This window comes from Paenibacillus sp. S150 (assembly GCF_019352175.1).
Classification (GTDB): Bacteria; Bacillota; Bacilli; order Paenibacillales; family Paenibacillaceae; genus Paenibacillus_AQ.
Window position 1 is genome coordinate 83,904 of the sequence record NZ_JACBYI010000016.1, and the last position, 18,604, is coordinate 102,507.

Consider the following 18,604-nt stretch of genomic DNA (forward strand, 5'->3'; position numbering starts at 1 on the left):
CCCGGCGCTGAATCTGCCGCGTGCCCTTTTATTATAGCTGTATGGAAGCAGCCTACTCTTTGCGTCTTCTGAATACTCTGCTGAGTATGAATCCGGCAAGGATCAAGCCCATACCCGCCAGGTATACCGGCACCGGACTGTTCTCTCCGGTCTGCGGGAGCTTGCCGCCCGCAGGGTCGGCAACCGTTCCTTGCGGGACCTCCTCATCGTCGATCTCCACTCCGCCAAGCGGAATGTCATCATCAATCGGCGTTTCCTCAGCCGGATTGCCTCCGCCCGCCGGAGTTGCCGAAGGCGTCGCTCCCGGGCCTGCCGGAATCTGCGGCTCCTCAATAATGACACCCGGCTCTCCGGTAACTGCAGGGGTTGGCGTTGGCTCCGAAGGATTGCCTGTCGGCGTTGGCGCCGGTGTCGCCCCCGTTGTAGGAACAGTTGTCGGTGATTCCGTCGGTACCGTTGACGGCGTTGGTGTCGCTGACGGCGGCTCCGTTGGCGTTGGAGTCGGTTCTGCAGGCGGCGTAGGCGCAGCTGTCGCCGGTACCAGCTTCGTATTCAGCACGGTCAGGTTAAGATTGGCTGAAGAGCCTATCGTGACCGGATATTCCCGGGTATCCAGCTCGTAGCCTGCAGGAGCTGCCGTCTCAATCAATATATAGCTTCCCAGCCATATATTATTGAACACTGCGCTGCCTGCGTCATCAGTGGTCCGGGTGTTGACCAGTATCCGTTCGGAGCCGTTCAGACGGTACAGCTCAAAGGTCGCCCCGGTAAGCGCGAGCTGGCTGTCAGCCGCATCCAGCTTGTGAACCGTCAGGGTTCCCCGTACACCGCTGCCTGTTCCCGACCCGCTGGATACACCTACGATCACCTCTTTCGCGGTGTCCTGGGTCACCAGCTTCACATTTTCGCCGCTGAGATTTACGGTATTGACCAGCTTATCCCCGGTATTCGCAACGATCAGCGATTGATAGTCCAGAATATAGGCTGAATCGATATCGTGGAGGAAGCTGAGCACGAAGCTCTGCCTGCCGTCGGCATCGGCGCTGATGTTCAAGGTATAATCCGCATCCCTCACCAGCTTGGTTCCGCCTTTGACAATCTCCCCGTCCACTGCCGCACTGGCCGGATAGAGATGGAATGAATCCGGCAGCAGAATCTGATTGGAGCTCGGTGTGTCGGCCAGCACCGCATTCTTCACAAATGACTGGCTGCGGTTAATCGCAATTGTCCAATCCAGCTTATCTCCATTCTGCAGGCCGTCCTTGTAGACATATTCACCTCCGTAAGGGATGCTTACAGATGCAGTTAAATCCTTGGATACTTTCTTGGTGCCGTCCAGCAATTTGGCCGTATTGGATACGGAAGTATCAATCAATTGCCCTTCAAGGCTGGTCTTGAAGACAATGTAATACGGTGAGCTGATGGAACCTGCAAACTCCAGCTTCAGCTCATTGCCGGTGCCAATACTGTAGGCATAAGCGCTGCTGCCGACCTCGGAGCCTTGTGAAGGCTCGCCTTTGGCATCGATATTCATGTTATAGACCTTAAGTGATCCAGGCACCAGAGTCTGCCCCGAGTCCAGGATATCCGTTACCTTCGGGTCGGCAATGGACCTGCTGTTGTAGTTGACGCCTACAGTCCAGGTAATCTCTTTGGCTGAGGCATCATAGGACCCGGCCTTGAAGCCGTTGTTCTTCACCTCGGCACGGGGAATGAACAGCCCCTTCGCTTCGGTCCACAGCGCTTTGCCGTCGGCGTCCTTCCAATCAACCCGTGCATTATTGATGAAGTTATCGGTATTTCCCGTTAGCCAGTCATTGCTGAACTGGGTGGTATAAGCGATGGTATAAGTTCCTGTGATCGGCGAGTTGAACTTCACCTTGAACCCGGCATTCGGCTGCACCGGTGAATTATACTCCAGTGTGTAAGCAGAAGCGTTCAATACCGTTCCGCTTGCATTCCTTACGACCACTGTACCCGGAATAAACTTCTGACCGCCCTGAGGGAAGGTGTCCGTAACGACAACTTCGCTCATTGGATAGCTGTCGCCGTTCAGGGTGATTTTCCAGTCGGTGGTATGGTTAGTGTAATTGACGCCCGACAGGGTCTTATAAATGATCGCCGGACGGATCAGCTGTGTGGCCTGTACGCTGTAGGTGCCATCCGTAACTGTATTGGTAATCGTGGTGTCGCTGAATACGCGATCCGGCGACTTCGTTTTGTACTCAATCCGGAAGGCTGAAGAGATCTCGCTGGCGAATTCCAGCTTGAAGCCCTTTGTACCGTCCGTGGTTACGGCAGTCGCTGTATAATCCACGTTCTCCGCCAGAGCAGCGCCTTTTATGGCTGTGCCTGCGGAGTCCAGCGTCACCGGATAGACCTTTACCGAACCCGGCACAAGCTCCTGAGAATTATTGAATAAATCCGTCAGCACCCCGCTGCCTTGCGGAATCGTCTTCTTGTTGTAGTTGTATTCGATGGCCCAGGAGATCACCTGGTTGCCCCATTCATAATTCGTTGCCAGCTTGTTCAGGCTTCCCCCGCGCTCAACCGTTACGGTGGCTGAAGAGCTTACAGGATCGCGCCCGTCTCCCGTAAAGGTGGCCGTATTGGTGAAGCTGCCGGCATCACTGACCACCGCCGTCGAGTAGGCAATCCGGTAAGCTCCGCTGATTACGGGATCTGTGAAGCGCAGTGTAAGCGTTCCATCTGCAACTTCAGCGGTATATTTGCTGCTGTCGAGCAAGATGCCTACGCTGACCGTTCCATCCAGCTGGACCCCCAGCTGATATACCGCAAGCGTAGCCGTGCTGTCCAGGGATAAGCCTTGGGGAATCGGGTCTGTAACGACAGCGCCCGCAACCGGCTCCAGCTTCTTGTTGACATCGACGGTCCAATCAATATGATCCGCATTGAAGCCGCCCGAGACGCCCTTCTTCTCTATCGTTGAACCGACGGAGGGCTTGAAGTTCACCGTAACCGTCTGGGACCCGCCGTTGACCGGGAACACAATCTCCTGCACCGTGCTTTCCGAGATGACCTGCTTATCGAATTTGGTATTGATTCTTAGCGTACCCTGCACACTGGCATGTGTCTCAATGTAGCTGTTGAAGCTCATGACCACTTGATGCGTGGACATGCTGACGGTGAAGCTGCCAACTTCTCCGTCCTCCGACACCAGCGATCCGTTAATGTCGTTGAACAGCTGGAACTGTGCCGGAAGCTGAAAAGCAAAGGTATCTCCGGCACTGTAGCCATGACCGTCCGGGAGCGACCACGCATAGTCCAATGTAACCGTGGAATCCACATCATACACATTTCCGGTTACCGTCTGGCCGTCAGGCCCATATACCGCCATGGATACACTGTTGATGATGTTCCTGTCATTCTCAATTCCTGCAGCCGTAGCCTGCGCGGCAAACCCGATGCCGTATGCATATTGCACGAACAGCATGAGGATGACCATAGCCGCACTTGTTCTTTTTTTCACCATACCCAAAAGCCCCCGTTCCCCAAATTTAGTATGGGATTCACCAATCCCGTTTGCAACAGCTGTACCCTCTCTGATACCATGAGCCTCTATCGGAAAAATAGCCGGATCAACACAAGTTGCTTGTCAGATTTGCGCCTGAACGCCCAGATAAAAACATACTCCGCTTGATGGCCAGTTATGTATTCCGGTTATTCTGCGTCCATCTTATGTGAATTTCACGAATCTCTCCCTTTATTGGCCAGAGACTGCGATATATACTTATATCACCTAAGTGTAGATCTTTAGAATCAGAATTTGTTAAAATTCAGATGATTTATTTTTGCCAAAATATTCTGTTCCGCCAAGGGGAGAAGTCTGTGAACCGTATAACTTTTTTTGACAGGCAGCATCATACCGATTTCATAATGTTTTCATCTTCGCATATTGTTGCCATGTCTTTAGTCGCATGTTTTTGCCTGCTGCTCTACGGGGCGCGTTTCTCCCTTCGCTCGAACCCTGGAGCCAGAACATTTGTCCGCCTGCTGCTTGCAGCTGTCCTCGTGTTCTCGGAGGGAGGGCTGCAAATATGGTACATCAGCCAGGAGGCATGGAAAAAAGGCTCCTCCCTGCCGCTGGAGCTGTGCGGAATCACACTGCTTCTGTCTATCCTCATGCTGCTTACCCGCAGCCGTCTGCTGTATTCCTTCCTCTATTTCGCCGGAACCGGCGGCGCATTCATTGCACTGCTCACACCCAATCTGGTGTATCCCTTTCCCCATTTCCGCTTTCTGCTGTTCTTCGTCGCCCACGGCGGGATTATTCTGGCGTCACTGTATATGACCTGGATCGAAGGCTGCAGGCCAACCTGGAAATCGCTGTTCTTCACCATGCTGTGCCTCAATATCATAGCCGCCCTTGTCTACGCCGCAGACCGCGCTCTTGGAGCCAATTACATGTTCCTGGCGGACAAGCCGGGCACCTTTTCGGTGCTGGATTATTTCGGTCCTTACCCCTACTATCTGCTGGTTGAAGAAGTATTCGCTTTTGTTGTCTTTCTGCTGATGTATCTGGTGTTCTTCCGGCTGCCGCAGCGCTTCAGCGCCCGCCATGACCGCAGGAGGCGCATCATGTGACCCCGGGCCGTCCTTCAACGGACAGCCTGGCCGTTTGCACGAAATTCCCTAACTAAATACAAGAAAGCAGACCTCCATAACAGAGATCTGCTTCTTTGAATCGGACAACCTTGGCAATGATATGAATTAAGCTTCGATAATTTCCACCGAAGTCATTTTGTCGCGTCCCTGGAAAGCATCTACTTTGTCCATGCCTTCGACCACTTTGCCGAATACGGTGTGTACGCCGTCAAGGTGAGGCTGCGGTGCGTAAGCAATGTAGAACTGGCTTCCGCCTGTATTCTTGCCGGCATGCGCCATAGCCAGCGAACCGCGTTCGTGCTTGTTCGGATTGATCTCGCAGTCGATGGTATAGCCAGGACCGCCGGAGCCTGTACCATTGGGACAGCCGCCTTGGGCTACGAAGCCTGGAATCACGCGGTGGAATACCAAGCCGTTGTAAAACCCTTCTTTTGCCAGCTTCTCAAAGTTGGCCACCGTATTGGGAGCATCCTTTTCAAACAGGTCGAGCAGCACAACGCCGCCGTTTTCGAGTGTAATTTTCGCTTGCTTTGCCATATGTAAATACCCCTTTCGAAATAACAGATGTAGAACACGTTTATTAGTTTACTATGAAATCACGCACAAAGCAAAGCAGGCGGAAGTGAATTCCGCCTGCTTCATCCTGCTGTACGTTCTCTGCCGGGTCTTGCGCAGAAATATTTACTTGGCCACCGCCTGCTTCGCGATGCGCGCCGGGACAATATCATTGGCGATAATGTCCTGATGCGACTCGCGGCGCACTACAAGGTCACTCTGCCCGTTCTGGACGAACACTACTGCCGGACGGCGAATCCGGTTATAGTTGCTGGCCATCGAGTAATTGTACGCACCTGTGCAGGCCACGGCCAGCAGATCCCCGCTCTCTACCTTCGGAAGCTCCACATCCCAGATCAGCATATCGCCGCTTTCGCAGCATTTGCCGGCAATGGAGACTGTTTCTTCGTTCGGTTCAGCCGCACGGTTCGCGAGCAGCGCCTCGTATTTGGATTCATAGAGCGCCGGACGCGGATTGTCGGTCATGCCGCCGTCAACGGCAACATATTTGCGTACACCGGGAATCTCCTTGTTCGTGCCTACAGTGTACAGCGTGGTTCCGGCATCGCCAACAATGCTGCGGCCGGGCTCTACCCAGATCTGCGGCAGCGTCTCGCCGATTCCGGTAAAGTGCGTCTTCACCGCACCCGTGATTGCCGCCACATATTCGGATACCTGCAGCGGCGTATCGCCTTCCACATAACGGATGCCGAAGCCGCCGCCGAGATTGACCACCGGGAATGCGACGCCCAGCTCTTCCTTCACCTTGCGCGTGAAGTCGGCAATCCGCTCAACCGCAAGCTCGAAGCCCTCCGTTTCAAAAATCTGTGAGCCGATATGGGAATGAACGCCCAGCAGCTTGAGATTGCTCTTCCCGGAAGCGGCTCTTACCGCTTCCAGCGCAGAGCCGTTGCCGATGTCGAAGCCGAACTTCGAGTCGGTCTGGCCGGTGGATGCATAGGCATGATGGGCATGCGCCTCCACACCCGGAGTCACGCGCAGCAGAATGTTCACCGTTACTTCCTTGCGCAGGGCGATCGCCTGCAGCATCCCAAGCTCCACCAGATTGTCGGCTACAAAGCAGCCGATTTCCGCATCAATCGCCATTTCAATCTCGTCCGGCGTTTTGTTGTTGCCGTGAAAATGGATGCGCTCCGCCGGAAATCCGGCCTGCAGCGCCGTATACAGCTCTCCATCCGACACAACGTCCAGCGACAGCCCTTCTTCGTCGGCCAGGCGGCACATAGCCATGACCGAGAAGGCTTTGCTGGCATAAGCAACCTGAAAACCGAGCCCGGAAGCTGCAAAAGCATCCATGTACTCGCGGCAGCGGCGCCGGACCAATTGCTCGTCCACTATATATAGCGGGGTACCATACTCCGCCTTCAATTCTGTCACATCACATCCGCCGATCTCCAGATGATTGGCATCATTAATTCGGCTCGTCCCGTGTAAAAACATTTGCGCAGTCCTCCAATTTCTGTGGAAAATCTTTGTTCCACCCTGTCTATTGTATGTTTTGAAGCCCCGCCGAGTTCCTGCCATCAGCCTGCCGGAAGGCAATCTCCGCTTTTGAGGGGCCATTTAGTGTATTCAGTATACCAGACAGAGGGAACGCCATAGAATGGACTAATTTGCAGTTGATTTGTATTTTCCTACTTTTTGTGCTCTTTCTCCTGGACAAGCGGCATCCGGGTATTGTCTCTGGTTTTATTGAAGGAAGGCCTTGTTTTGGAGCTGAGTACCGGCTGGCGCAGCAGAATCTCACCCATCGCCTTTGCATTAAACGGTATAAACGGCCACAAATATGACGAATTGTAGGAACGGTGCGTAGTCAGCAGCACGACAAGCAGCGTGGAGCCAATCATGAAGCCCGGCACCTGGAATACGGCTACGGCGAGCAGCAGCGCAAGCCTGACAATCCGGTTCGCCAGTCCCAGCTCATAGCTGGGTGTGGCGAACATGCCGATGGAGGCGACCGCCATGTACAGCACGACCTCATTGACGAAGAGGCCTGTCTGCACGGCAATATCGCCAACCAGAATGGCGGCAATGAGACCCATGGCCGAGCCAAGCGGCGTCGGAGTGTGCACAGCCGCCATGCGCAGCAGATCGACCCCAATCTCGACGATCAGGAACTGGGCGAGAAGCGGAATTTTGGCCGTCTTTTGCGGTCCGATGAACTCCAGCATCGCCGGCTTAAGCTCGGGATGGATAACAAGCAGCATCCAGAGCGGCAGCAGGAACATCGAGGCAAAGATGCCAATGAACCGCACCCAGCGCAAATACGTCCCCATAAACGGAGTCTGGCGGTTCTCCTCGGCATGCTGGCAGAGATCAAAAAACGTCGTCGGCAGGATCATGACACTCGGCGAAGTATCGACAAACACCACAACCCTGCCTTCCAGCAGATGGGACGCAACAACGTCGGGACGTTCCGAGTAACGCACAAGGGGGTAGGGATTCCAGCCTCCGCCCACAATGGCCTCTTCAAGCTGCTTGTCCGCAAGGGGAATGCCGTCGATATCCACGCCTTTAATTTTATCGGTGACGGCCTGCACCTGGGTTTTATCAACAATATCGTCGATATAGGCCAGACAGACATCGGTGCGCGTCCGCCGGCCCACCTGGTGCATCTCAAGCTTCAGGCCCGGATCGCGTACCCGTCTCCGTACCAGGGCGATGTTGCTCAGCAGTGTCTCTGTGAACCCGTCGCGCGCTCCGCGCACTACCCGTTCAATGGACGGCTCATCGGGACTGCGCGATGGATAGGAGCGGGTATCCATGACGATAACTTCCGTTTCTCCTTCAAGGAAGATAACGCTCATACCCGAGAGGACTTTATTGATGCTCTCGCTTAATAGCTCTCCCTTCTCCACCTGCACATGGGGGATGTACTCGCTCATGAAGCTGGCCAGCACATCCGCAGAAATATTCTCCGGGGTCAGGTAGGTCAGGCGCTTCAGGATTTCATCGATAATGGTATCCTTGGCGAATCCGCTGATGCACAGCAGAGCCGCCTTGCGTCCGCCAAAGGTCATCTCCCGGAACACCACATCAAAGGATGAATTCAGGCCCATGACTTCAGCGAGTGTTTTTTTGGTGTCCTCCAGCATCGGCGGAATTTTGTCATTGCCCTGCCAGTAAATAATCGAACTCTCCAGGGAGCCGGACTGCTCGGCATCGCGTTTCTTTTGCATCGGGTCGGCGTCCTTCTTCGCCTCTGCCCGGCTGGCGTTATTCTTCCCGGCGCGTTCCCCGTTCTTCTCCGGCTGCTGTGCCCGGGCGTCCCCGGCCGGGCCAGCCTGTGCTTGTTCGCCCGCAGCCCCATCATTGTCATCGCTGCCGGTGTCTTCCTCCGGTTCTTCGTCGTCCCCGAACAGTCTGGCAAAAAAACCTTTTCTGCCGCTCTCCGGCTCCTGTGCTCCCAGCTCGTCCGCAGCCTCCGTGTCCTGCGCATTCCCGCCGCTTACACTGCCTCCATCACCGCTGACTTCAGCCGCCTCAACAGTATCCCGATGCTTTGTTCCCTCCTGACCGGATGTGCCCGGTCCATCGGAAGGCTGCAGATCATGATCTCCATATCCGGTTGCTCCGGCGTCTACTCCAATGCCGGCACCGCTGCCGGACGAATTGCCCGCCTGGTGCTCTTCGCCGTCTCCCGCAGCCGAAGCGCCGTCAGCGGACGAACCGCCGCCATCAGGCTCGTCCGGGTCCGGGGCATCGGCATCCTGCTTGCCTCCGCCATCTTCTGCCTTGGCAGCGTCAGCTTCTGCAGGCGCCGCGTCACCGCCGTCACGTTCGCCTCCTGAAGCCTCACGGGTTCCTGCCCCGGCGCCGTCTCCGGAATCCGTTTCAGCTCCAGATGATGCTTCCTCCGGTTCCTCTTCGTCTCCGAACAAGGAGGCCAGGAAGCCCATGGCGCCGCTTTTGGGCTTCTCTGCCCCGGGCTCCTCCGCTGCCTCTGCATCCTGGGGGCGGCCGTCTCCGGGAACAGCGGCAGCTGTTCCTGCCCGGCTCCCCTGATCCGTTGCCCCGGCTTCCTCCGGCGCCCCTGTTTCATTCGAGGCTCCGTCAGCATTTGCTCCGGTTGGCGGCGCGGCTGCCTCTTCCTCCATATCCGCAGGCGCCTCTGTCCGGGCTTCCCCGTCATTCGAATCCGTTTGGGCGGCGGCTTCGCCATCACTGTCCTGCCTGTGCGCCTGTTCCGCCGCCTTGGCTTTTTCTTTTGAAGCTTCTACGCAGTCTCCGCTGTGAACATACCTGACCACACCATAACCCCCTTTTTACTGTCGGTACACAAACCAGTCAAACAATGATCCCGCGACCTTGCCGCACACCATGGCCATCAGCAGTCCGAGCAGCAGATGGGTCATATGCAGGCGCTTGGCCAGGATTGGCAGCACATTCAGCACTTCGGTCAGGGCCGCAGCCAGCATGCCGACAAAAACCCCGTCGAACAGGCCTACCCCCAGCTCCGCCAAAGGCCCGGCCGCAATCCTCCAGTTCCAGAAATCAGACATGGTGCCCAGGAGCGAGCCGCCTACCATAGCCCCCTCATACCAATGCACTTTATCGTAGGATGAGGTCAGCTGGGCCAGCCTGGGAACCATATCCAGCACAATAAAGAGAGCAATCACTCCGCCGCCGACAGCAATGCCTCCGGCAATGCCCAGCAGCAGATTCAGTCCCAGCGACAGCTGTGCAGTCATGATCCATCCTCCATGCGTCCGGAGGCTTCAGCGCCACGGCGTTTCATTTTGCTGTACTCTTCGTTGACGACATACTGGTCGATATTTTTCTGGTACAGGAACATTTCCACTTCGAGCGGGGTCGGTTCCTCGTTCCACTTTTTCTTGAATAAATGATTGAAAAAAATCACCATGCCAAAGCCGATGCCGAGCGAATAGGCAATCTGGAAGACATACGGATGCTCATCCCGGCGGCCGGTCAGCATCTCGACAATCCTCACCTGCACCTCCAGCATGCTGACGTCGGCATGGAAATTCATAATCGTCAGCGCCGAGCCGAAGAACAGCAGCAGCCAGACCAGCACAAACAATGCAATGGACGGCTTGCGCCTTTCCAGAGGACCTTTAATCTGCACCAGCGTCCGCCCCTCGCCAATCGGCTGGATATCCGCACCCGGCACAAGCTCCTGGATCTTCGGAATCACCGTAAGCAGGTCTATCAGGATCAGGTTGCCGTCGCTTTGAACGGGGTCCAGCAGGCGCAGCGAATACAGCGGTTCCCTCCACTCCGGATCGGTAATCAGATAGGCTACATCACGCAGCAGAACACCCTTGCCTTTGGGCACCGTCACCCGGTTTTTGAGCTGTATGTAAATAGCGGGGGCCGAATCGGCAGTCATGCGCGGACACCTCCTGAAAAATCTGATGAGAAGCGTTTCGAGATCAAAGAATAACGGTAGTATGGGAGAAAAGGCTTATTTTTACTCTTTGCCGCTTCAAAACAATATTTTGGCGCAAAATTGCCGGAGCAGGACTCACAGAAAATGCGCGCAAAATGATTTCCAAAAATGCATAAAAGTTGGTTTTTTATAGGTACCGTGATCCTCTGTGCGGGCTTACACTCTTCATGGAAACCAAAGGAGGCGATACATTGTAAGCGGATTCAAGGAGTGATTCCAAACAACCTAATTCCGGGAGGGTATAACATGGTTCAAATTTATGCAAAACGATGGCTCAAGCTGGGCCTCTGCCTGATTCTGGCGTTCGGCGCCTGTTTCAGCTTATCAGGAGACAAGCGCGCTGTTGCTGCCGCGGCGTTTGCCAAGGGGGCCGATGTAGGCTGGCTGTCCGAAATGGAATACTATAATTGGTCCTTCTACAATGACAGCGGAGCCAAGCAGGATTTGCTGCAGATTCTCAAGGATCACGGGATGAACTCCATCCGGCTGCGGGTGTGGGTCAATCCTTCCATCAACTTCTCGAATAAGGCCGATGTGGTCAAGCAGGCGGTGCGGGCCAAAAACATGGGCTTCCGCATCATGATCGACTTCCATTACAGCGACACCTGGGCTGATCCGGGCAACCAGAAGAAGCCCGCCGCCTGGGCCAGCAAAAGCTTCAGTGCGCTGAAGACAGCGGTATACGACCATACCTACGATGTCCTGAATACGCTTAAGAGCAATGGCGTGACGCCGGAGTGGGTGCAGGTCGGCAATGAAACGAACAACGGCATGCTCTGGGAGGACGGCAAGGCCTCGGTGAGCATGGGCAATTTTGCCGCCTTGATTAATTCGGGCTACAGCGCGGTCAAAGCCGTCAACAGCGGCACCAAGGTCATAGTCCATCTGTCCAACGGCTATGACAATTCCCTGTTCCGCTGGATGTTTGACGGCCTCAAGGCGAACGGCGCCAACTATGACATCATCGGGATGTCGCTCTACCCGACCACCAGCAACTGGTCCACACTGAATGCGCAAACCCTGACCAACATGAATGATATGGTCTCGCGCTACGGCAAAGAGGTGATGATTACCGAAGTCGGCATGGATGTCAGTGCTCCGGCAACCGCCAAAGCCTTCCTGACCGACATCATCAGCAAAACCAAATCCGTCAGCGGCGGCAAAGGCCTCGGCGTCTTCTACTGGGAGCCTGAATGCTACGGCACCTGGTATGCCTATACCAAAGGCGCCTTCGATTCCTCCGGCAAGCCGACGGTGGCGCTTGATGCTTTTTTGAACTAGGGCACTGTTGCAAGGAGCCAAGTGGAAACGGCTACGCCGTCCGTATAAGGACGGTATCCGTTTCAGCAAGAAAGATAAGGCTAATTTATAGCGTGAAACATATCAACCTGAATTTCGAAAGTAAGTATCCACAAATCATTAAAAAGCTCCACACGAAGGGATTTCTTGCTAAAAGCAGCTTGCACCCAATGGGTGAAGGAAAAAGAGGGTTATCCCTTGTCCGATCTGGACGGGTTCAATTCACTTTCGAAATTCAGGATCAATTCTTATCTTTCAAAATAACCCCGCAAAGCGGGGCCTTGGCTTCGATGATGACTCAGGTACTTTGCGGGGACCCCAAAACACATAAATTCTTATCTTTCAAGAGAAAACGGCCGCGCCGTCCTTAACCGGACAGCACAGCCGTTTTGTGTTATTAAGCGCCGGGAGCCCGCCACATAGTGAGGCAGTGATTCTCCCGCAGTTCCAGGCCACCTTGAGCCGCGGGGCAATCCCAAACGGAAAAAGTGATCTTAATCCACTCCGTTCTGCTCCAAAACAAGCGCTATATGAGCTGAACCGGAGAACCCGGAAAAGCTGGCGGAACGCAGGGAGATTCATAGGGAACGGAAGCGAAGTGTAAAAAGTAACACTAATGGGCTGGAATCCCGGATTGAACGGGCTTTAGTGGGATTTTGTACACTTCATGGAGGCCCGTTCACCCCATTCGGCTGATTTCAGCCGGATTAGTTGTACTTTTTCCCACCAGGAATGATCCAGGATCGGAATGCGCTACCTTAGTGTTCCTTTTTCCACTAAAATGGCTGCCCTTTGGATGAATGTTCCAAGTTCAGCTTATATAGTGGCAAAATACATTTAAGCTGGTCGATATGCACCATAGCAGGTGAACTCGCTTCAATATAAGTCTGCTAATTCCCGCTAACATGCCGGCGGAATGCTTTGAGCATATTAAAATTTACTAATTCAACTTCACTCCCACTGCTGCTCCCGCGAATGTGCTCCGGCATTCCACCCCGCCGTACCATCCGCAACGGTAAATCATATTAGCTCCCGTCATCCCTTACGCTGTCATGCCACTCATTCACCTCACGGGTAATCTGTTCACCGCCGCCTGCCTGCCAGGCAGCTACAAACGTTTCAAACGCGGCAAGCGGCCGCTCCCCGTAAATGATCGCACTGAAGACTTCATTCTCCAGGCTGTTCAGATAGTCAAGCCTTGATTTCATCGTTGCCGTGGCAGGTCCGGTAAACCTGTCCTTATAGGATTTGTCCTTCTGCTCCAGAAGCACCTTGGCTGCCGCCGGAGTGCCTTTGCCATAGTTGACCGAAATATCCTTCTCCAGCCGGGTAGACGGTGCCTTGCCATCGGCAAGATTGAGCATAGCCTCAAGCTGGGCATACGGTACGCGGGCACCGTCGCGGACCAGCAGATAACGAATGCTGTTGACGTAGCCGCCGGAGATCTTGTCGCTGGGCAGCATCCTGCCGCTTGCGCTCAGCTCATAATCATAGCCTGCAAACAGCCCGTACTCCAGCCCGCTTCCCGGCTGCGGGTTCGCGAAGTTGTCGAACAGATAATTCTCATAAGTAAAGAAGGCCTCCGGGTGTTGCATGGCTTTGCTGATCAAGGTGACCCCATTGGCAAACGGCGTGCCATGGCGCATTACCGTCCCATCCGGCCCGGCGGGAATAATACCGGGTGTCCACACGGCATCCGGGGCATTCTGCAGGGTATCCTGCAGCGGCCAGCCGCTCATCCAGTAAGGTCCGGGAATAATGCCCGCTGTGCCTGCAACGGCTGGCTCTGCGGTCTTGTTCTCATCCCACAGCGCCGCTTCCTGGGGAATATAGCCCTTGCCGAGCCATTCCTTCAGCTTCGCCAGCCCCCGCTTGATTCCCGGGTTCACGGAGCCGTATTCAAGCTTGCCGTCCCGGCCCATATTCCACTGCTGGGGAAGAGCGCCATACGCGCCGAAAATCCAGGAAGGGTCGCCCATCCACGTGTTCATCGTCGTCTTGAATCCAATGCTCAGCGGGGTTACCTGTTCCGGTGCCAAGCCGTCCGGGTTGCGGGTCTTGAAGGCCTCCATCACCTTCTCCAGCTCCCCGAGGGTTGCCGGCACCTGCATATGCAGTTTATCCAGCCAATCCTGGCGGTACCACAAAATATAATCATGATTATATGCATAATCGAGAACCGGCAGGCCCATTTTTCGGCTTCCCCGGCTGTAAGGGTTCCACACGTCCGGGTCCTGGGCCATCGCTTTCTTCCACGTCTCGGAGGCATAGGCATCGAACAGCCCGCCAACCTCGGCATACATCCCGGAATCAATCAGATCCTGGGCGAGTGCGGAGTCGGCCGTGCCGATGGTCACGATATCCGGCATTTCCTGCCCGGACGACATCGCAAGGCGCAGCTTCGTCCCGAACGCACCATTGGTATCGGTGATGGACCAGAGCGATTTGATATTGATGCCGAACATTTCCCTGGCCCACCTCGTAGCCACGTTATGCTCAATCGTTTCACCGTTCTTGAATTTAAGTTCCGGGTCAACCCCCCAGACGGTGGTGATCGTCACCTCCGGGTCGTACTTGTCCTTATAGACATTGCCAGCCGCAGCCTCTGCCGGAGCGGGAGCGGCGGAAGCCGGATTGGACGGGCTGCTCCCCTTGTCGTTGCCTTCGCAGCCTGCAAGACTGACCGCCGGCAACACGGCCAGGAACAGGAGAAGCAGCCGGATTGTTCTGTTCACACCCATGGTTTCCCCCTTTGCCTGATCAGCGTTCCTCTATCCTTCACGAAATTCGTTGGGTGTCATGCCGCAGTGCTTTTTGAACATCTTACTGAAATACTGCGGGTTCTGGTAGCCAAGCTCCGTCGTGATCTCATAGACCTTCTTGTTCGTGTGCTTCAGCAGATACAGGGCGCGCTCCATCCGCATGCGGATGATATAATCCCCCAGCGCTTCACCCGTCTCGGCCTTGTAGATCTTGGACAGATATACCGGATGCAGATACACCTGCTCGGCAATCGTCTTCACGGAAAGGTCATGTCCGGACGGGCTTCCGACCAGCGCATGCACCTGCTTGATGATATAGCTTCTGGTATATTGGTCGCTTTCCGACAGCTCTGCCTGCAGCCTGTCCAGCAGCTCAAGCGCCCACCCCCGCAGCTTGTCAACGGAAGAGCTGAGGCTCTGGGCAATCAGCGGATCAAGTGCGAGCTGGTCAAGCTGAAGCATGAACTGGCCGCCCTTGTGGGCAATGTACATATACGCGCTGGTGATGGACAGGAATACTTCATATAACTGCTCCCTGGAAACACACGTCCGCTCCATATCCCCGAACACATCCTCAAGCTTGCCGCGTGCCGCCTCCCACTGCTTCGATTCCAGCAGATGAATCAGGGTTGGCGGCCGGTACAGGCTCTCCAGCGACCCCAGGGCCAAATGCTCCCGCAAGTATCTGCCCTTCAGGAACACAACAGTGCCGGCTTCACCGGGCGGAGCCAAAACCATTGAACCGAGGCCGCTGCGGTATGCGGCAGTCATTCCGTCCGGGAAGCCGAACCACTCGGTAACGGTAAGGGAAATCTCTCCCTTCAGGCATTTGCTGACCGCCTCCCGGAAGCGCGCAATCGCTTCCTTCAGCATTTCCTGCCGCAGGACCTCATAATTGCCTGCCAGTACGAGCTCGCGCACAGTCTCTCCATGCGGCTCGGCCAGCAGAACGAGGCAATCATGGGGCGCTTTGCAGAACCATACGCGGAATTTGCTGTGAAAAAGCTCTTCGGCAATATTGCCGATGGCATATTCCATCAGCGAAATGGAATCATGATCCATCGCCGTGTAATGCCTGCCCGGCTGAATGAGCAGCAGCACCGCCTCCGCCCCGGGTTCAAAGTCAATTTCGTACGCCCTCAGCTTCTGCGTGAGCGCACGTTCGGACATCTGCTTCCCCAGCAGCAGATCGTGCATCAGCTTGCCGCGCAGCACACTGTAATCCCCCTTGCGGGCATACAGCAGCCGGTGGTATTTATCATGAGCCTCCCATTCATCCTTCAGGGATTCTATCGCACCGGAGACACTCTGCATAAACTCCTCATCACTAACCGGCTTAAGGATATAGTCGATGGCCTGAAGCTGGATTGCTTTTCTGGCATAATCAAAGTCGGAATATCCTGTGAGCAGAATGCAGCGGAGATTCGGCCAGCGGGCAGCGGCTGCCTCCATCAGCTGCAGTCCGTTCATCCCGGGCATGGAAATGTCCGTTACGATAATGTCAACGGCCTGCCGCTCCAGAATCTCCAGCGCTTCAGGCCCCGAGGCCGCCTGATGCACCTGCCGCACCCCCAGCTCCTCCCAGGGAATAGTGCGGGCCAGGCTCTCGGTCACATAGGTTTCATCATCAACAAGCAACAGCTCAATCATTCTTATCCCTCCCTGAGGCTCTTCTCGGAATTGTCCATGGGCAGCTGCCAGTACACAGTAGCCTGGAGGCCGCCCAGCGGTGAAGCTGCAAAGACAATGCCCGCCTCCCCGCCGTAACGCAGGCGCAGCCGCTGATGTACATTCCAGAGGCCGCAGCCCATCTCTTCATCCATTGCCCTTCCGAGCTTATTCTCCAGCAATGCGATGTCCTCCGGTGACATCCCTTGCCCGTCATCTTCAACGGTCAGCAGCATTTCCCTGCCGCTGCAGGCACCTGTAATCCGCAGGCGGCCGGCCGCCGCCTCAGGCTCAATGCCATGCAGCACCGCGTTCTCCACCAGAGGCTGGAGCATAAGCGGGGGGATCTCCAGCGTGCGCATTTGCGGCGGAATGCTTATGGTGTAGTGCAGCCTGCTCATCCGCATCTTTTGAATCTCCAGGTAATGGGTCACGAATTCCACCTCCTCGGGAAGCGGAACCAGCTCCCTCTCCTGCCGGGTGGTATACCTGTAATAACGGGACAGGTTATGCGACATGCCTACAACCGCTTTCATGTTGTCCAGCTTGGCCATGCTCGTAATGAAGGAGAAGCAGTTGTAGAAAAAATGCGGGTTGATCTGTGACTGCAGCTGCTTCAGCCGGGCCTCGCGCACATGGATTTTCTCCATCAGCACATTTTCGATCAGCTCCTGCATCTGCTCCACCATGCTGTTGAACCGGCCCGAGAGGAAGCTGAACTCATTTTTGCCCTTTATGCCGATCCGGACCGAGTAATCCCCCTGCTTCAGCCTTTGAAATCCGCCCACCAGCTGCCTGACCGGCACCTGCACCTGCACGTACAATACATAAGCCGTAAGACAGCTCATCAGCAGCAGGGCGCTGACCGAGAAATAGAACAGCCGGTTGGAGGTATGTATGGGCTGCAGGATTTCCGAGAGCGGCATATAATCGATCAGATACCAGCCCATTTTGGCAGAATAGACAATATTGACGCTGTAGGACCTGCGGTCAAGCTCCAGCGTCCGGTTCCCGCTTCCGTTCATCTGTTCCTGCTCCAGCTGCCTCACCAGCCGCCGGGCCAGCGCGCGGTCGGCGCTGCGGTTGAAGATCAGTCCCGTGCCCTCCTTGTAGTAGAAAGGATCTCTTCTGCCATCGCTCTTGAATTGATCCAGCATATCCTCAATGTTCCGGCTGTCGAACTCCACCTTCATAATCGTAGCTGCCTGGCCGGGAGAGAATACGGGCATAGACGGCGTATAAGAGAACCATGAGAAGCGGAAGCGCTCTTCGCCCTGATCCTTGACCGGGTCCACCTGCCAGCCCGCTTTGACCTCGTGCCTAAGCTCATCGTCACTGTACGGCAGGGCATCGTTCTCCGTCACCATCCGGTGGACAGAGGGAGAATACAGAAACAGCTTGCTGTTCCAGTTGGAGGAGCTCTCCTGAATGCTGATTTTGGTCTGAATGCGCTTTACAAGCTGCATAGCCGCAAGATTCAAGCTCTGCTGTTCCAGAGCGGTATCCTTGAGCTTCAGAATATCCGGATCATGAAGCAGCAGAATCGGCCAGGAGGACAGCAGCTCCATCTGGGTCTCCACCTGATTCTGAAAAAAACTGAGCTGGTTATTGTTCGAAGTGTTCAGCTCGCTGCGGAGGACATCGGTGGTCGTCTTGTTGGAATAGAAATAGAGAAGGGTAATCGGGATGAGCATAATGACCATGATACCAACAATTTTGCTGAATAAATTATATCTGTACATCTGTTTTCACACCCCGTGCCAGATTCGGTAGCTCTATTGTACATAGATTTGTCCGGGGCGCAAAGGCAACCGCTGGAATCCGCAAGCGGTTCCAATAATGGCGGAAGGCTCCCGCTCCGTTCAATCTGCCTGTTCCGGCTGCATCCCGGAAATCATTGGAGCCAGCCGTGGGGGCTACTATCAATATGTATTGCCGGACCCTGCCGAAACCGGGGCATATCTGCGCGGGACGGCATAGATTCCAACACTATGAGAAACAATCTCTGTCTGAAGAACTATTTTACAAATTCTGTTATGCTGGCTTTCTTGAGCGATAGTAAAGGGCATACGGCTGCCGGGGAAGGAAAGGCCACACTCCTTGCCAAAGATGATAACGGGCGTGTAGCTGCAGCATTGCTGCTGGGAAAGGGCGGTCATAAGCAAGACTTTGATGTAGCTGGCGGAGAATTAAGCAGCCAAATAGATTGAACTTGTAATTTTTCTATTTAGGATTAGCCGTGACTAAGGCTGCCTGCTGAAAC

13 protein-coding genes are annotated in these 18,604 nt (G+C 55.0%); 4 read left to right on the forward strand and 9 right to left on the reverse strand.

What is annotated here, in order from left to right; translation table 11 throughout:
* Nucleotides 1-52 precede the first annotated feature (52 nt).
* Nucleotides 53-3,493 (reverse strand): collagen binding domain-containing protein, encoded by a 3,441-nt coding sequence (locus HYD27_RS16185; RefSeq protein WP_219216811.1) that lies wholly within the window; start codon nt 3,491-3,493, stop codon nt 53-55.
* A 356-nt stretch (nt 3,494-3,849) separates the two neighbouring features.
* Here HYD27_RS16185 and HYD27_RS16190 point away from each other — a divergent pair, with 356 nt between their 5' ends.
* Entirely contained in the window at nt 3,850-4,605 is a 756-nt protein-coding gene (locus HYD27_RS16190) for a YwaF family protein (protein ID WP_309242076.1), read from the forward strand.
* Nucleotides 4,606-4,731: 126 nt separating this feature from the next.
* Here HYD27_RS16190 and HYD27_RS16195 read toward each other — a convergent pair whose 3' ends face one another.
* The 5 genes from HYD27_RS16195 to HYD27_RS16215 all read right to left on the reverse strand — a co-directional run bounded on the left by HYD27_RS16195 (nt 4,732) and on the right by HYD27_RS16215 (nt 10,552).
* Nucleotides 4,732-5,163, reverse strand: coding sequence for a peptidylprolyl isomerase (locus HYD27_RS16195; protein WP_219216815.1), 432 nt, complete (start codon nt 5,161-5,163; stop codon nt 4,732-4,734).
* A gap of 144 nt (nt 5,164-5,307) precedes the next feature.
* Nucleotides 5,308-6,642 carry a diaminopimelate decarboxylase gene (gene lysA / locus HYD27_RS16200; RefSeq protein ID WP_219216817.1) on the reverse strand — a complete coding sequence of 445 codons (1,335 nt, stop codon included), beginning with the start codon at nt 6,640-6,642 and terminating at the stop codon, nt 5,308-5,310.
* A gap of 194 nt (nt 6,643-6,836) precedes the next feature.
* Nucleotides 6,837-8,564, reverse strand: a complete 1,728-nt coding sequence (locus HYD27_RS16205) for a spore germination protein (protein ID WP_375373922.1) — start codon at nt 8,562-8,564, stop codon at nt 6,837-6,839.
* Between the two features lie 903 nt (nt 8,565-9,467).
* Entirely contained in the window at nt 9,468-9,893 is a 426-nt protein-coding gene (locus HYD27_RS16210) for a stage V sporulation protein AB (protein WP_219216818.1), read from the reverse strand.
* Entirely contained in the window at nt 9,890-10,552 is a 663-nt protein-coding gene (locus HYD27_RS16215) for a stage V sporulation protein AA (RefSeq protein WP_219216820.1), read from the reverse strand. The genes HYD27_RS16210 and HYD27_RS16215 overlap by 4 nt, the downstream gene beginning before the upstream one ends.
* Nucleotides 10,553-10,858: 306 nt before the next feature.
* Between HYD27_RS16215 and HYD27_RS16220 the strand changes: the two genes are divergently transcribed.
* Nucleotides 10,859-11,893 (forward strand): glycoside hydrolase family 53 protein, encoded by a 1,035-nt coding sequence (locus HYD27_RS16220; protein WP_219216822.1) that lies wholly within the window; start codon nt 10,859-10,861, stop codon nt 11,891-11,893.
* A 1,043-nt stretch (nt 11,894-12,936) separates the two neighbouring features.
* Here the strand turns inward: HYD27_RS16220 and HYD27_RS16225 are convergent.
* From HYD27_RS16225 to HYD27_RS16235, 3 genes are read right to left on the reverse strand one after another with little or no spacing between them, the layout of a single operon-like run.
* Nucleotides 12,937-14,652 (reverse strand): type 2 periplasmic-binding domain-containing protein, encoded by a 1,716-nt coding sequence (locus HYD27_RS16225; RefSeq protein ID WP_219216824.1) that lies wholly within the window; start codon nt 14,650-14,652, stop codon nt 12,937-12,939.
* A 30-nt stretch (nt 14,653-14,682) separates the two neighbouring features.
* A complete protein-coding gene (locus tag HYD27_RS16230; RefSeq protein WP_219216826.1) occupies nt 14,683-16,323 on the reverse strand; it encodes a response regulator in 1,641 nt (546 codons plus the stop codon).
* A 2-nt stretch (nt 16,324-16,325) separates the two neighbouring features.
* On the reverse strand, nt 16,326-18,083 hold the full coding sequence (locus HYD27_RS16235) for a sensor histidine kinase (protein ID WP_219216827.1): 1,758 nt from the start codon (nt 18,081-18,083) through the stop codon (nt 16,326-16,328).
* A 97-nt stretch (nt 18,084-18,180) separates the two neighbouring features.
* Between HYD27_RS16235 and HYD27_RS16240 the strand changes: the two genes are divergently transcribed.
* Together HYD27_RS16240 and HYD27_RS16245 are read left to right on the forward strand one after the other, a co-directional pair.
* Nucleotides 18,181-18,321, forward strand: coding sequence for a hypothetical protein (locus tag HYD27_RS16240; RefSeq protein WP_219216828.1), 141 nt, complete (start codon nt 18,181-18,183; stop codon nt 18,319-18,321).
* An 11-nt stretch (nt 18,322-18,332) separates the two neighbouring features.
* Nucleotides 18,333-18,551 carry a hypothetical protein gene (locus HYD27_RS16245; protein ID WP_219216829.1) on the forward strand — a complete coding sequence of 73 codons (219 nt, stop codon included), beginning with the start codon at nt 18,333-18,335 and terminating at the stop codon, nt 18,549-18,551.
* Nucleotides 18,552-18,604 lie beyond the last annotated feature (53 nt).